This window comes from Agaribacillus sp. DX54, assembly GCF_056858335.1.
In genome coordinates, this window is sequence record NZ_JBXEQE010000038.1 from 1 (window position 1) to 15755 (window position 15755).

A 15755-nucleotide genomic window follows, 5' to 3' on the forward strand; every position below is an offset into this window, starting at 1 on the left:
GTACAAAGAGACACAGAGAGGAGCGAATGTGGATGGATATTTTTTTAGCTTTTACACTTGATCATGAAGTACTTTTGTCATTTAGCCTTTCTCATTTTATTCAGGGCGGAACTCTTGGCCCAGGTAACTCAACCCGCCGGTAAAATTAAACGTCGACACTGCGCCTGTTTTCTATGACCACTCTTCAGTTGGTCAGGGCAAATTATGCGCCAACGCACGATGCCGGTGAAAAGTCTGACACTTATCCGGTTTTGGGGGCTTTTTTCCCAAAGCGCTCAAATTTTTTACCCTCTTTCTTTCCATTATCATATTTTATGTATTTCTTTGCATCTACTTATCAAGAAAGACGGAGGGACTGGGCCCTATGAAGTCTTGGCAACCTTGGTAAAACTTGGTGCTAATTCCCATCCCAATAAGGGAAAGATAAGCTATTGAGCCTCTCTTAAAATCTTTCTGATAAGTTTATTGGTAATAAAACAAAGGACAATCTCACTGTATAAGCTCGATTGCAATGAACTTAAAGAAAATTTTGAAAGATAGAATCCTGGTGCTGGACGGTGCCATGGGCACAATGATCCAGAAACACAAACTGGAGGAGAAAGACTACCGGGGCGAACGGTTCGAGGATCACCCGCATCCGTTGCAAGGGAACAACGATCTGCTTTCCATAACACAACCTGATATTATTAAAGAAATTCATAAAGCATATTTCGCTGCGGGCGCTGATATTGCTGAGACCAATACTTTTTGCAGCACCACCATTGCCCAGTCGGACTACCATCTGGAAGATCTGGTATATGAATTAAACTATCAGTCAGCCAAACTGGCTAAAGAAGCTGCCAGGGAATTTACTGAAAAGGAACCACATAAACCAAGATTTGTAGCGGGGTCCATCGGTCCTACCAATAAAACCGCTTCGATCTCCCCCGATGTCAACGATCCGGGTTACCGCGGGGTTTCTTTTGATGAACTTACCAAGGCTTATAAGGAGCAGGCGAAAGGGCTGATAGATGGAGGTGTGGATCTTCTGCTCATCGAAACCGTTTTTGACACGCTCAATGCCAAAGCGGCACTCTTCGGTGTTACAGAATTACTGGAGGAATTGAACTGTGATATTCCCCTGATGGTATCCGGCACCATTACGGATGCCAGCGGCAGAACTTTATCAGGGCAAACCGCGAACGCCTTCCTGGTTTCGATCGGGCACATTCCTTTGTTAAGTGTGGGTTTGAATTGCGCACTGGGAGCAAGTCAGTTGAGGCCTTACCTGCAGGTTTTGTCCAGGGAGTCAGACAGTTTTGTCAGTGCCCATCCTAACGCAGGCTTGCCCAATGAGTTCGGGGAATATGATGAAACACCTGAAATGATGGCCGAACAAATTGAGGAATTCCTCAAGGAGGGACTGGTAAACATTGTCGGTGGATGCTGCGGCACCACCCCTGCCCATATAAAAAAGATCAGCGAGCTGGCAGCCAAATACAGCCCCAGACAGGTGGTTTTAGAAAAAATTATGGCATAATTGGCTGCTTACATAAACATTAAACCTGACTAAAAAGAAATTAGATGTCTGAAACACTGAATAAGATTGGTTATTTGAAGTTAAGTGGGTTAGAACCGCTGGTAATTACGCCGGAAACCAATTTTGTTAACATCGGGGAGCGAACAAATGTCACCGGCTCAAAGAGATTTTTACGGTTGATTAAAGAAGAAAGGTATGATGAGGCGTTGGAAGTGGCATTGGATCAGGTGAAGGGAGGAGCGCAGATCATTGATATCAATATGGACGAAGGCATGATTGATGGCGAAGAGGCGATGGTGAAGTTTCTGAATCTGGTTGCTGCGGAGCCCGAGATCGCCCGGGTACCCATTATGATCGACTCATCCAAATGGCACATCATCGAAGCCGGTCTGAAATGCATACAAGGTAAAGGGATTGTTAACTCCATTAGCTTAAAAGGGGGAGAGGAAGAGTTTATTTGGCAGGCAAAGAGAATTCTACGTTATGGAGCGGCAGTAATTGTGATGGCTTTTGATGAAAAGGGCCAGGCAGATACTTATGAAAGGAGAATTGAAATATGTGAGCGTTCCTACAAAACATTGGTGGAAAAGGTGAAATTCCAGCCTCAGGACATCATATTCGATCCTAACATTTTTCCGGTAGCTACCGGCATCGAGGAACACCGGAAAAATGCCATGGATTTTTTCAATGCGACCCAATGGATCAAAGAAAACCTGCCGGGCGCTCACGTCAGCGGAGGGGTAAGTAATGTTTCTTTTTCCTTCCGTGGTAATAATGTAGTCAGGGAAGCTATGCATTCGGCTTTTCTCTATCATGCCATCCGACACGGTATGGACATGGGTATTGTAAACCCGACCCTGCTGGAAGTATATGATGAAATTCCCAAAGATTTGTTGGAGCGGGTAGAAGATGTGTTGCTGGATAGAAAGGATGATGCTACAGAGCGATTGTTGGAATTTGCCGAAAAGGTGAAGGGAGGTGCCCGGAAGCAGGTGGTAGATGACGCATGGCGCAGTGACCCCGTTGAGCAAAGGTTGGCGCATGCCTTGGTGAAGGGAATTGTCGAGTACATTGAAGAAGATACTGAGGAGGCCCGTATAAAATATAATATGCCCATTAAAGTCATCGAGGGCCCACTTATGGATGGTATGAATGTGGTAGGTGATTTGTTTGGCTCCGGAAAGATGTTTTTGCCGCAGGTCGTGAAGAGTGCCCGTGTGATGAAAAAAGCGGTGGCCTATCTTTTGCCCTTTCTTGAGGCAGAAAAATCGCAAAATGGTCAGCATGGGGTAGCTAAAATCCTCTTGGCTACGGTTAAAGGTGATGTGCATGATATTGGCAAAAATATTGTCGGCGTAGTGTTGGCCTGTAACAACTACGAGATTGTGGATTTGGGCGTAATGGTACCGGCTGAAAAAATTCTGGAAACGGCCATTGAAAAAGGGGTCGATGTCATTGGGCTTAGCGGACTGATTACCCCTTCGCTCGATGAAATGGTACACGTGGCCAAGGAAATGGAAAAACAACACTTCAGGTTGCCCCTGTTGATCGGAGGGGCCACTACCTCCCGCATCCATACCGCAGTGAAAATCGATCCTAATTATAGTGGACCCGTGGTGCACGTATTGGATGCCTCCAGAAGTGTTCCTGTGGCGGGGGAATTGATAAACCCTGAAACAAAAAGGGATTACAAAGAGAAAATCAAGGATGAATATCAAAAGTTGAGGGAAGATCATGCCAGCAGGAAGCAGACGAAAAGCTACATATCCTTTGAAGAAGCCCAAAAGAATAAATTCGCCATCGATTGGGAAAATACCGACATCATAAAGCCACCTCAGTTGGGTAATCTCGTTTTTAACGACTATTCTTTGGAGAAAATAAGTCGTTACATTGACTGGACACCATTTTTTCAAACCTGGATGTTGAAAGGCAAATATCCTAAAATTTTTGAAGATAAAACCGTGGGGCAAGAGGCCAGGAAACTGTTCGATGACGCTCAGCACATGCTGTCCGAGATTATAAGCAATAAAAGTTTGATTGCCAATTCGGTAGTAGGCATGTATGCGGCTAACAATATCAACACGGATGATGTGGCTGTTTATTGCGATGAAAACAGTCGGGAGGAATTGACCAGATTTCATTTCCTTCGTCAACAGGGGAAAAAAGGTAAGAACCTGCCCAACCTTTCCCTCGCGGACTACATTGCACCCGAATCGTCTGGTAAACAGGATTATCTGGGGGCTTTTGCCGTTACCTCCGGTATCGGCCTCGAATTGCTGATAGAAGCATACAAAAAAGACCATGACGATTACAAGGAAATTATGGTTAAAGCGCTGGCTGACAGGCTGGCTGAGGCTTTTGCAGAATTAATGCACGAAAAAGTCAGAAAGGAGCTCTGGGGTTATGCAGCGGCTGAAAACCTGTCCAATAACGAACTGATCAGGGAAAAATACCAGGGAATCCGCCCGGCGCCGGGCTATCCCGCATGTCCGGATCATACAGAAAAGCGGACGCTGTTTGATTTGCTGGAGGTAGAGAAAAATACGGGTATTAGCCTTACAGAGTCCTTTGCCATGTATCCGGCTTCTGCGGTAAGTGGTTTTTACTTTGCCCACAGCGACGCTAAATATTTCGGTTTAGGTAAAATCGATAAGGACCAGGTGCTGAATTACGCTACCAGAAAAGATATGCCTGTAAATGAGGCTGAAAAATGGCTTTCTCCTAACCTTTCCTACAATCCCTGAATGCCGTCCGTATGCTTCAGCAACAATAATTTTGATATTTGTTAAGAAAAAATGAAAGTTACCGAACATCTGAAAAATGCAAAAAAAACACTGTTTTCGATAGAAATCCTGCCTCCGTTAAAAGGTGACAGTATCGAAAGCCTGTTTAAACATATTGATGCCTTAATGGAGTTTAAACCACCTTTTATAGATGTTACCTACCATCGTGAGGAGTACGTTTACAAAAACCGGGAAAATGGCTTGCTGGAAAAAATGGCGATTAAAAAGAGGCCGGGTACTGTGGGAATCTGTGCGGCTATTAAGAATAAATATAATGTCGATACGGTGCCTCACATTATTTGCGGTGGATTTACCAGGGAAGAGACTGAAAATGCCCTTATTGACCTCAACTTTCTGGGTATCGACAACGTTTTGGTCATCCGGGGCGATGCCATTAAATCGGAGTCCCGCTTTGTGCCTGATCCGGAAGGCCATAACTACGCCATCGACCTGCTTTCACAGGTATTGGACATGAATAAGGGTAAATATATTGACGACGAATTATTGAACGCACACCCTACCGGTTTTTGTGTGGGGGTAGCCGGTTACCCTGAAAAACATTTTGAAGCCCCTAATTTAAAATCAGATATCAGGTATTTGAAGCAAAAGGTCGCCCTTGGAGCAGATTATATCGTCACGCAGATGTTTTACAATAACCAGAAATATTTTGACTTTGTAGAAACCTGCAGAAATGAAGGGATAGATGTCCCCATTATTCCTGGTTTGAAGCCTATTACCACCATCAAGCAGGTAACTATCCTGCCCAGTATATTTCATATTGATATTCCCGAGGATTTATCGGATGCGATAGAAGGCTGTAAGGATAATCGCGCCGCCCGGCAGGTTGGGGTCGAGTGGTGCGTCCAGCAATCCAAAGAACTGATTGAATATGGCGTGCCGTGTTTGCACTATTATTCTATGGGCAAGGCCGAGCCGGTTTATAATATAGCGAAACAGTTGTTTTAGCGTGACGGGTGGCAGATTAATCAATTGAAATACATTTTTTTCTTTTACTTTTTTGCGCTACAGCCCATCGATGGGCTGCTCGACCAAGCGATTCACTCAATTATTGTGAGATACAATACGGCACACGGCCCAACATTGGGTCAGGGCAAATACTTAGCCGCCAACTCCTCCGCCACCTGCTTTAAACCCACGCTTCCAGGCGCTTCTATTAATGACAGATTGGTTCTCGGAGCAACCTCCGGCATGTTAGGGTCGATGATATAAACAGGTACATTCCGGCTCACATAGTCAATCAGACCGGCTGCCGGGTAAACCTGCAGGGAAGTACCCACCACAACAAAGATATCGGCGGTGGTTACTTCCTTTACCGCTAGCTCCATCATCGGCACCATCTCTCCAAACCATACGATATGGGGTCTGAGCTGAGCACCTTTTTCACATTTGTCACCTATATTTAATTCCCAACCACTGATATCATAGATAAGTCTGTGGTCTAATGTACTTCTGGACTTAAATAATTCGCCGTGTAAATGGATAACATTGGTCGAACCCGCCCTTTCGTGGAGATTGTCAACATTTTGGGTGATAATGATTACATCGAAATTCTCCTCCAGATCAGCTAATGTACTATGTCCCTGATTAGGATGAACCGACAGGGCGTTTTTTCTCCTTTGATTGTAAAAATCCAGGACCAACTCAGGATTTCGGCGCCAGCCCTCGGGAGATGCTACATCCATGACATCATGTCCCTCCCACAACCCGTTAGAGTCCCTGAAAGTTGGTATACCACTTTCCGCGCTTACACCTGCACCCGATAAAACCACGATTTTTTTTCTGACCATAGGGCTAATTTACTTTTTTTTCACGGGCAAAAAAAGCTGATCTCTCAATAATAAAGATACTACATAAGATTAATCCGAAGCAAACGCCTGATCGTAAGCAGTGGGTTTACGCAAGGCACTATATGTTAAATAGACAGTTTGCCAACAAATCAATAATTTGACCGGCTTTAGGCGCCCGTTATATCTCTGCTGTCGCTCTTTGGGCTAATGGCATTAAAATGTTTTTGGCCCTGGCCATGCTATTAACCTGGGGTTATTATTTCTTTCTGGCAGCTCTTTTGCCCCTGGCCGGGGCTTTTTCTGCCAGTTCCAGGCACTCCTCCAGGGTCAGATCCTCCGGCTCCTTGCCTTTTGGGATTTTTACATTTTTCTTTCCTACTTTGATATATGGGCCATACCTGCCCTTTAAAACCTGTACTTCCGGATTTTCTTCAAAAACTTTGATGAATTTTTCCGCATCAGCTTTCCTCTTGGCATGAATTAACTCAACTGCCTCTTCTTCAGAGATACTAAGCGGATCCTGATCTTTGCCTATGGAGTAAAACTTTCCGTTATGACGGATGTAAGGCCCGAATTTACCGATGGCCGCAATCATCATTTCCCCTTCAAATTCCCCAATTTCCCGGGGAAGTTTGAACAGCTCCAGGGCCTCTTCAATTTTTATGCTTTCAATAAACTGTCCTGTCCTGAGGCTGGCATATCTGGGTTTTGGGTCATCATCATTTTCTCCGATCTGCACGTAAGGACCGAATTTACCCAGCTTGGCATAAACTTTTTTACCGCTGGCCGGATCGACACCGATTTCCCTGGAAGAACCGACCTGCGATCTTTCAATATTTTCTGTGCTTTCAACTTTCGGATGAAATTTTCCATAAAAAACATCTATCATATTGTCCCAGGAAAAATTGCCCTCGGCAATATCATCCAGCTCTTTTTCCACCTCTGCGGTAAAAGAGTAATCAGTCACATCCGGGAAGTGTGTAACCAGGAAGTCATTGACAACCATGGCAGTATTGGTTGGGAATAGCTTGTTTTTTTCAGTACCGGCTATTTCTTCTTTTTCCGTACTTTGAATAGTACCATCCTTTAAAATTAACTCCTTGTATTTTCTTTCCTTTCCCGGTCTTGATTCCTTTTCTACATACCCCCTTTTTTGAATGGTGGATATAGTGGGGGCATAGGTAGAAGGCCTGCCGATCCCCATCTCTTCCAAGTGCTTTACAAGGCTTGCCTCGGTAAATCTTGCCGGTGGCCTTGAGAATCCCTGTCTTGCTCTGATATGGTCCAGGTCAAGCATTTGCCCTATTGCCAGTGGAGGGAGCATCCCCTTATTCTCTTCATCCTGAATTTCGTCATCTGTGGACTCAATATACACTTTCAAAAAGCCATCAAAAGTAATTACTTCGCCTGAAGCGATAAAGTCCTGTTCCACGGTGGATACATCGATGGTAGCAATGGTTTTTTCCAGCGATGCCTCGGCCATTTGCGAGGCGATGGCGCGTTTCCATATCAATTCATAAAGTCTTTTTTCATTGCGGTCATTACCGGCTTCCTTTGCTGAAAAATCCGTTGGCCTTATGGCTTCATGTGCTTCCTGAGCGCTTTTGGATTTTGTTTTAAATTTCCTGGTCTTGAGGTATTTATCTCCAAAAGCACTTCTTATTTCAGCACTGGCGCCGGCCACGGCATCATCCGATAAATTGAGCGAATCTGTCCTCATGTAGGAGATTTTACCGTTTTCGTAGAGCTTTTGCGCCAGGGTCATGGTTTGGGCCACCGAAAAGCCCAGCTTTCTGCTGGCCTCTTGCTGTAAAGTAGAGGTGGTAAATGGTGGCGCCGGAGATTTTTTGGCCGGTTTCTTTTCCAAATTTTTGATGGAAAATTCAGCACCCTTGCACTTTTCAAGAAAGGAAAGTGCTTCTTCCTCAGTGGCAAACCTAGTGGATAAATCGGCTGCGAGCTCTTTTCCCTGATCCAGCAAAAAGGTTGCTGTCACTTTGTACGATGACTTTACCTCAAACTTGTCAATATCCCTTTCTCTTTCAACTACCAGTCTGACAGCCACTGATTGAACCCTGCCTGCAGAAAGCCCGGTTTTTATCTTTTTCCAGAGAATAGGGGACAACTCAAAGCCAACGAGCCTGTCAAGGATTCGCCGGGCCTGTTGCGCATTGACAAGGTCATGGTCGATACCTCTGGGGTTTTGTAAGGCATTCAATATGGCATTTTTGGTAATTTCCCGGAATACGATTCTGCGTGCTTTTGAGTCATCGAGATCCAATACTTCTTTCAAATGCCAGGAGATGGCTTCACCCTCACGGTCATCATCACTGGCGAGGTAAACTGTTTCGGCATCCCTGACCAGTTTTTTCAATTCTTTAATTACATCTTTTTTATCGCTTGAGACCACGTAGGTTGGCTTGAATCCATTCTCAATGTCTATGGCTTTGTCACCCTTCTTCAAATCCCGGACGTGGCCGTAGCTCGAAGTTACTTTGAAATCAGATCCTAAGTAGCCTTCAATAGTTTTGGCCTTAGCTGGTGACTCTACGATGACGAGTTTCTTGGGCATACTAATTTTTTTTAGTGTTTCGTTCAAATATCAATAATTTTTTTGAAAAAAAGCAACGGCCAAAATGAATTATACTCCATGAAATGGTAGGAAAATGTGTCATTATTATTTAAATTTTTAAGCATAAACCAAAACATAATGACCAAACAATTACTTTTAATTCGCCATGCGCAGGCCTCCGAGTCAGCACAAGGGCAAAAAGATTTTGACCGTACACTTACCAATAAAGGCATAATCGATGCCTCTCAATTAGGAATGCATTTATTGAAGAAAAGTTTGCATCCGGACGCAATTTTTTCAAGTTCGGCGGTCAGGGCTAAGATTACGGCTACTACCATTGCGGAGAAAATAAATTTTGACGTTAACAAGATAAAATTTGATAAACAACTTTACGAGTCTTCGCCAAGAAGCCTGCTGGCACTTGTCAACGGGTTTAAAGACCACTGGAAAAGGGTGTTTATTATTGGCCATAACCCGGTGATCACCTATTTTGCCGAATATTTAACCGGTAATCTAATTGACAGCATGTCGCCGGCAAGCATGGCTGTGATCATGTTCGACCTTCCGAGCTGGAAAGAGGCTTCTGCAGGATTGGGGGATATCGATGTCTATTATAACCCCCAATATAATTAACTATTCTTTTGTTTAAGTGGATTTATGATCTCATTTTTGCAGCATATTTACCTATTTGTAAAATGTAGTGGTTTAACCGTAATAAAATCCTTTTAAATCGTTTGAAATGAGTACGTTGGGAAGACATATTATTGTGGAATTCTATAACTGCGAGCCTGAGATCCTAAACAGCGTGGTGCACATAGAGCAACATATGGAAACTGCGGCCCGCACTGCCGGAGCAACCGTTATTAACACTACTTTTCACCACTTTTCGCCATATGGTGTATCAGGAGTGGTGGTAATCCAGGAAAGCCATCTGGCCATCCACACCTGGCCTGAATATGGTTACGCTTCGGTGGATCTATTTACCTGCGGAGATACAGTCGATCCGTGGGTTTCATATGAATACCTAAAAAATTCCTTTAAGGCCAGCCACGGTTCGGCAGTGGAAATGAGGCGGGGCGAGATGAATCTGCTAAAAAAGAGGGAGCTGGACTTACATGCTTTAAGGGATGAAAAAAGCGCCGGAGATAGCATCCCTAAAAGAACCAGGGACATCTGGTTTACTGAAAGGGATGAAAACATCGCCCTGTCCCTGAAACATCATGGAAAGTTATATGAGGAGCAGTCGGATTATCAAAAGGTAGAGGTTTACGAAACCCTGGCCTACGGCAATATGCTCACTTTGGACGGTCTGGTGATGTGTACTGAAAAGGATGAATATGTTTACCATGAAATGATCGCCCACGTGCCCATGTTAACACACGGTCAGGTACGTAAGGCCTTGATTATCGGCGGTGGGGATGGTGGCACGGCCAGGGAGCTTTTAAAACACCCCGGCATCGAAGAATTGGTGATGGTAGAAATTGACAATAAAGTGGTCGAGGCGTCCAAAAGATATCTGCCAGGCATCTCCTCGGCCCTGAATCATCCAAAACTGAACCTGATCATTGACGATGGTATTAAATATGTCAGTAAGCGTGCCGATGAATCCTTTGACCTGGTGATCGTGGACTCTACCGATCCAGTAGGGCCCAGTGAAGGGCTGTTTACCGAGGCTTTTTACCGGGATGTCTACAGAATCCTTCAACCAGCCGGTGTGATGGTTACGCAAAGTGAGTCTCCAAGATTTAATAACAAGGTTTTTAAGGAAATCTATACCTGCTACAGGGAAATATTCGGCCCTTCCCATGTTCATTGTTATTTGGCTTATATCCCTTCTTATCCCACCGGCATGTGGAGCTTTTCCTACTCGACCAAGGACGGAAAACACCCCATCAGGGATTTTGATAATCAAAAGGTGGAATCTTTTGTCATGGCTAACTCCTTAAACTATTACAACCCGCATATCCACAAAGCCGCCTTCGCCCTGCCGAATTTTGTGAGGGAAATGGTTGAAGTAGCTTTTGAGGCCAATCAATAAGGGGCCTGCATGAGGTGGTAGTTGGTGTAGTTGGTTAACAAGCGGCAACCACTTCTCGTCTTAAATGTTGCGATTACTATCGAATCGTTCCAGATAATCAGCCACCCTGCGTACGAACATGCCGCCGAGGGCGCCGTCTACCACGCGGTGGTCGTACGAATGGGATAAAAACATCTTGTGCCTGATGGCGATGGCATCACCGTTGTTGGTTTCGATCACCGCAGGTTTTTTCACAATAGCACCCAAAGCCAGAATAGCCACTTGTGGTTGCACGATGATGGGCGTACCCATCACATTACCAAATGAGCCGACGTTCGATATCGAATAGGTGCCACCTGAAAGCTCGTCAGGAGTCAGCTTATTGTCGCGGGCCCTTTTTGCCAGGTCATTGACCCTTTTGGTTAAGCCGATCATGTTAAGCTGGTCGGCGTGCCTGATAACCGGAACGATGAGATTCCCTGAGGGTAACGCGACAGCCATACCGATATTAATGTCTTTTCTTTTGATGATTTTATCCCCATCTACAGAGACATTCACCATGGGGTAGTCTTTAATTGCCTTGACCACCGCTTCTATAAAAATGGGCGTGAAGGTCAGATTGTCACCTTCCTTCCTCTTAAATTCATTTTTGACCCTGTTTCTCCAGTATACGATGTCTGTAACATCGGCCTCTACGAAAGAAGTCACATGCGGGGAAATTCTTTTGGATGCCACCATACGTTCGGCGATCATCTTTCGCATTCTGTCCATTTCGATAATCTCGTCGTCGGCGTTTACCGATACCTGTACCCTGGGTTTGGCAACCTCTGTTTCGGCAGGTTGAACCGGAGGAGGTACCACCTCGATAGCACCATTTCCCTGCGAAGGCACCTCTTCCATAGCCGTTGATTTTTCCCTGTGTCGAAGATAAGCCAGTATGTCCTTTTTAGTAACCCGGCCTTCTTTTCCGGTTCCGGAAACCTTTTCCAACTCCTGCATAGGGATGTTTTCCTGCCTGGCAATATTTAAAACCAGCGGCGAATAGAATCTGCCTGCTGCGGGAACTTCGAGTGGTTGCGTGGTGCTTCCGTTTCCATTATCCGCCCCGGCCGGTTTAGATTCCTGTTCGTGTTTAATTTCCACCTTGGCAGATTCACCGGCGGGTGTCATTGCCGGTTCCTGGTCATCGCCTTCCGTACTGATAATGGCGATGGGTTTGCCTACTTCCACCACCTCACCTTCCCCGGCCAGAATTTCCTTCAAGACCCCCTCGTGAGAGGCCGGAATTTCCGTATCCACTTTGTCAGTAGCTACTTCCAGGACGGATTCATCCTGCTCTATTTTGTCACCAACTTTTTTGAGCCACGTTAAAATAGTGCCTTCCATTATGCTTTCACCCATCTTGGGCATGACCATTTCTACAAGTGCCATTTGGATAGTTGTTTCTTTACAGATTTATGTTTGTTTGCTGCAAAAATAGCAAATTCACTATTTTTCTCTATTTTTTTGTGTTAAACTTTGCCATAACAGGTACAAAGCCGCTATCGTGGTGCGCTGTATATTAATCAATCGCTGATCGCCCAATTGTAGTTTTTTAGTAATAGTTTTATCCCCGTCGGCATAGGCAATCCAGATTAACCCTACCGGTTTTTCTTTGGTACCTCCGCCAGGTCCCGCAATACCACTGCTGGACAGGCCAATATCTGTTTTAAAAACGTCTCTTACATTATTGGCCATTTCTATCACCGTTTGCTCGCTTACGGCGCCATGTTTTTTTAACGTTTCGGGATTAACATGGAGGAGGTTTACTTTCATGTCATTATGATAAGGCACAACCCCACCGTTGAAGTACCTCGAGCTACCCGCAATGCTGGTGATGGTTTGCGCAATGTGCCCTCCCGTACAACTTTCAGCGGTTGCCAGGGTCTTTTGCTGTTCAACCAGTATTTTTCCTATGGCGGATTCCAGGTTCTCGCTGTCAAAACCAAAGATAAATGGATCAATAAGTGGCAATAATTTAGCGATTTCCCGCTCGATTTCCTGCTCCAGGACGGGCCGGTCAGGGCCTGTGCCGGTTAACCTGAGCCTCACTTGCATTAACCCGGGCAAATAGGCCAGCTTCAGGTGCGGCGGTAAATTACTTTCCCAATCCTTGATTTTATCAGCCAGCCATGACTCTCCGATGCCGGCCGTCTTAATCATTTTATGAAGTATAGTCGGTGTTTGGTAAAATGCCTTTACTTTTGGCAGTACCTCACGCTGCATCATCTCTTTCATTTCGTGGGGTACGCCTGGCATCGAGACAAAAATTTTCCGGTTCCTTTCAAACCACATACCTGGCGCACTGCCCAGCCTGTTACGGACCATGGTGCACTTGTCTGGTAACTCCGCCTGTTTTTTGTTTCGCTCGTTTAAGGTGAATCCCCGGCTTTCGAACAAATGCGTCAGTTCTTTGAGCGCTTGCGGATGCAATGAAATTGTAGTGTTAAAATATTTTGCGAGGCAGGGTTTGGTCAGGTCGTCGTTAGTAGGGCCCAGTCCGCCGCTGATCAGAATAACGTCGGCCCTGCCTTCTGCCTCCCCGAAGGCCCGGAGAATTTCGGATTCAACGTCGCCGACCGTAGTCTTTCTTATTACTTTTATGCCTATTTTATCCAATTCCGCGCTCATCCATTGACTGTTTGTGTCTACAATCTGCCCATAAAGCAATTCATCGCCAATACTGATTAATTCTGCAGGTACCTGGCTCATTTAAAATCAATTTTTCAAGTTTTGAATGACCCAAATATATTATTTTAACGGCTAATCCGGGCTGTAACCATTCATTAATTTTCAGGTCATGCAACCAATTCGATCATATCATTGTCTCGGCCTTTTGAAAAGATTAATGATTTCAAAATACCTGTCTAATGATTATTCGAAAAATAAAAATTAACTTAACCATTGTAGCAGTATCTGTATTGGTATTTCCGGGTTGTGATAAACTGGATGATGACCAGCTTCCTCAAACGGAGATTACCGATTTTGATAGTGAGAGTTTTTTAAGTGCCGGTTCCATGGCCATCATTGATGTAACAAATGGTATCGAAAGCAACCAACCTGTTCATCTTAACATCGTTACATCGCCGAATAACGGCCGTTTAGAGAACCTGGAAGGGGCCTTACTGAAGTACATGCCTAATAATTCTTTTCAAGCGTCATCTGACAAGAAATCGTTGCTTCAAGAACCGGACGAACCGACATATATAAAGCAACAACCGACGACAGAATAACACCTTCCGGTGTTATCTGCCTCCAAATTGCCACTTAAGGGGCCTGAAATAGCCGAATTCACGCTGTCGCCACTAAAAGCAGTTACCATCCCCTTAAAAAGCCAACCCCTGCAGGCCCCGGCGCAGGCTGAAGAACCGATCATTGAAAAACGAACAAAAAGATTTGAACTATTTGCCATGGCTATGCCCAGCCTCTTTTATCATGATTTTCATACAAACACCTCTGATAACCTTGTCATCAGCAGTTTAGAGGAGCGATCTGCTATTTCTGGCGAAAGATTGGGCCATAAAGCGGCTATTGGAGGTACGGTGCGGTATCGAAAAAACCTTGAGTTTTCTGCGGGATTGATATATGCCTGGGCCAATGAGTCCTTTAATTTTACGGAAAAAACGATTACAGGCTATCAAACGCTCAGTGCTAACACTGAAACTACTTCCTTCGCCATGGTGCCCGAATTTTCGGAAAACAACCGTACGGTGAATTTTAGAAGAAAAGAACTTGGCCTGCAATTAGGAGCTTCATTATCATTGCACCGGGGGAAGGTTTTTGAGCAGGCTATAGGCGGCCATGTAGCTTTTCACAGGAATCTTATCGGGGCGTCTGAAACCGATTTTGATGAGGAAAACATAAAACTCAAAAGCCACTTCTCCTTTATATCCGTTTTTTATAAGCTCGACTACAGGTTATTGCCTCGACTGGATTTAATATTACAGCCTACGTTTAACTACTCATCGTTTATCAATGAAAATGAATCATCGCCTGTTCACATCAAGCCGAACAACCTCAGCATAAATTTTGGCCTATCCTATCACCTCTAACCCCCTCCTCACACCCACACTCAAACTTCAATCTCACACTTCAAATAATTATTTTACTATTTCAATCCAAATTAACTATTTTTGACCTGAACCGGAATCACTGCGAAGCTGTTTAATAAGCACAGACATCCATTCAATTTTGGGCAAGCGATAACTGGCAGGGTTTTCGTGGGAAGATTAAAAATCTGTTTTAAAACAAATCAATATCATTCATGGATATTACAAAAATCGGAAGGAATTTGGCAGTTTTTGTCATGCTATTGGTTGGCTGTACACAGCAACAATTTTCGCAAACAGTAGGCGATCTGCTTGGTTCGTCCGGCAGTTCCCTGACCACTGAGGAGGTGGCAGGAGGGTTGAAGGAAGCCCTGATCAATGGCATAAGCAAAGGTGCCGGTAGGGCGTCAGCGGTAAATGGTTATTTTTCAAATCCGAAGATTAAGATTCCCTTTCCCCCTGAAGCCAAAAAAATGGAAAACACCTTGCGGGATATTGGATTAGGAAATGAGGTCGATAAATTCATCAAAACCCTGAACAGGGGTGCTGAGGAAGCTGCCAAGGAAGCAAAGCCCATATTTGTGGCCGCTATCAAATCCATGACGATTGAAGATGCGTGGGGTATTTTAAGGGGTGAAAATGATGCTGCGACTCAATATCTGAAAAGAACCACTTCCTCCCAGTTGACGCAAAAATTTCAGCCGATAATCCATAACGCCCTGCAAAAAGTCAATGCCACGAAATATTATGGTGACCTTGCGGCAAGGTATAATAAAATTCCTTTGGTAAAAAAAGTAAACCCTGATCTGGATGCTTACGCCACTGAAAAGGCCATTGACGGATTGTTTTTGTTGATCGCCGAAGAGGAAGCCAATATCCGCAAAAACCCCGTGGCCAGAACCACTGACCTCCTGAAAAAAGTCTTCGGAAACCGAAATTAGCAACAACCCATTTTAATTTTCATTGTC

12 protein-coding genes and 1 riboswitch are annotated in these 15755 nt (G+C 44.6%); of the genes, 8 read left to right on the forward strand and 4 right to left on the reverse strand.

Features of this window, described 5'->3' with window-relative positions; genetic code table 11:
- Positions 1–331: 331 nt before the first annotated feature.
- Positions 332–430, forward strand: a riboswitch (SAM riboswitch).
- 81 nt (positions 431–511) lie between these two features.
- From AC04NP_RS26485 to metF, 3 genes are read left to right on the forward strand one after another with little or no spacing between them, the layout of a single operon-like run.
- Positions 512–1519, forward strand: a complete 1008-nt coding sequence (locus AC04NP_RS26485) for a homocysteine S-methyltransferase family protein (protein WP_482863094.1) — start codon at positions 512–514, stop codon at positions 1517–1519.
- A gap of 44 nt (positions 1520–1563) precedes the next feature.
- On the forward strand, positions 1564–4263 hold the full coding sequence (gene metH, locus AC04NP_RS26490; RefSeq protein WP_482863095.1) for a methionine synthase: 2700 nt from the start codon (positions 1564–1566) through the stop codon (positions 4261–4263).
- Between the two features lie 51 nt (positions 4264–4314).
- Positions 4315–5268, forward strand: a complete 954-nt coding sequence (gene metF / locus AC04NP_RS26495) for a methylenetetrahydrofolate reductase [NAD(P)H] (protein ID WP_482863096.1) — start codon at positions 4315–4317, stop codon at positions 5266–5268.
- A 140-nt stretch (positions 5269–5408) separates the two neighbouring features.
- On the opposite strand, the gene AC04NP_RS26500 is transcribed toward metF, so the two are convergent.
- Positions 5409–6110, reverse strand: a complete 702-nt coding sequence (locus tag AC04NP_RS26500) for an SIR2 family NAD-dependent protein deacylase (protein ID WP_482863097.1) — start codon at positions 6108–6110, stop codon at positions 5409–5411.
- Between the two features lie 256 nt (positions 6111–6366).
- Positions 6367–8682: a type I DNA topoisomerase gene (topA, locus tag AC04NP_RS26505; protein WP_482863098.1), complete on the reverse strand. Its 2316-nt coding sequence runs from the start codon at positions 8680–8682 to the stop codon at positions 6367–6369.
- A 138-nt stretch (positions 8683–8820) separates the two neighbouring features.
- On the opposite strand from topA, the gene AC04NP_RS26510 reads away from it, so the two are divergent.
- A complete protein-coding gene (locus AC04NP_RS26510) occupies positions 8821–9315 on the forward strand; it encodes a SixA phosphatase family protein (protein ID WP_482863099.1) in 495 nt (164 codons plus the stop codon).
- A gap of 106 nt (positions 9316–9421) precedes the next feature.
- Positions 9422–10720, forward strand: a complete 1299-nt coding sequence (speE, locus tag AC04NP_RS26515; RefSeq protein ID WP_482863100.1) for a polyamine aminopropyltransferase — start codon at positions 9422–9424, stop codon at positions 10718–10720.
- Between the two features lie 60 nt (positions 10721–10780).
- Here speE and AC04NP_RS26520 read toward each other — a convergent pair whose 3' ends face one another.
- Positions 10781–12130, reverse strand: a complete 1350-nt coding sequence (locus tag AC04NP_RS26520; protein ID WP_482863101.1) for a dihydrolipoamide acetyltransferase family protein — start codon at positions 12128–12130, stop codon at positions 10781–10783.
- A 57-nt stretch (positions 12131–12187) separates the two neighbouring features.
- The gene (locus tag AC04NP_RS26525) at positions 12188–13450 is read right to left on the reverse strand and encodes a competence/damage-inducible protein A (RefSeq protein ID WP_482863102.1); all 1263 of its coding nucleotides are present in this window, start codon (positions 13448–13450) and stop codon (positions 12188–12190) included.
- A 158-nt stretch (positions 13451–13608) separates the two neighbouring features.
- Between AC04NP_RS26525 and AC04NP_RS26530 the strand changes: the two genes are divergently transcribed.
- From AC04NP_RS26530 to AC04NP_RS26540, 3 genes are all read left to right on the forward strand, one after another.
- A complete protein-coding gene (locus tag AC04NP_RS26530) occupies positions 13609–13971 on the forward strand; it encodes a hypothetical protein (RefSeq protein ID WP_482863103.1) in 363 nt (120 codons plus the stop codon).
- Between the two features lie 27 nt (positions 13972–13998).
- The gene (locus AC04NP_RS26535; protein ID WP_482863104.1) at positions 13999–14790 is read left to right on the forward strand and encodes a hypothetical protein; all 792 of its coding nucleotides are present in this window, start codon (positions 13999–14001) and stop codon (positions 14788–14790) included.
- Between the two features lie 212 nt (positions 14791–15002).
- On the forward strand, positions 15003–15728 hold the full coding sequence (locus AC04NP_RS26540; protein WP_482863105.1) for a DUF4197 domain-containing protein: 726 nt from the start codon (positions 15003–15005) through the stop codon (positions 15726–15728).
- The last annotated feature ends 27 nt before the right edge of the window (positions 15729–15755 follow it).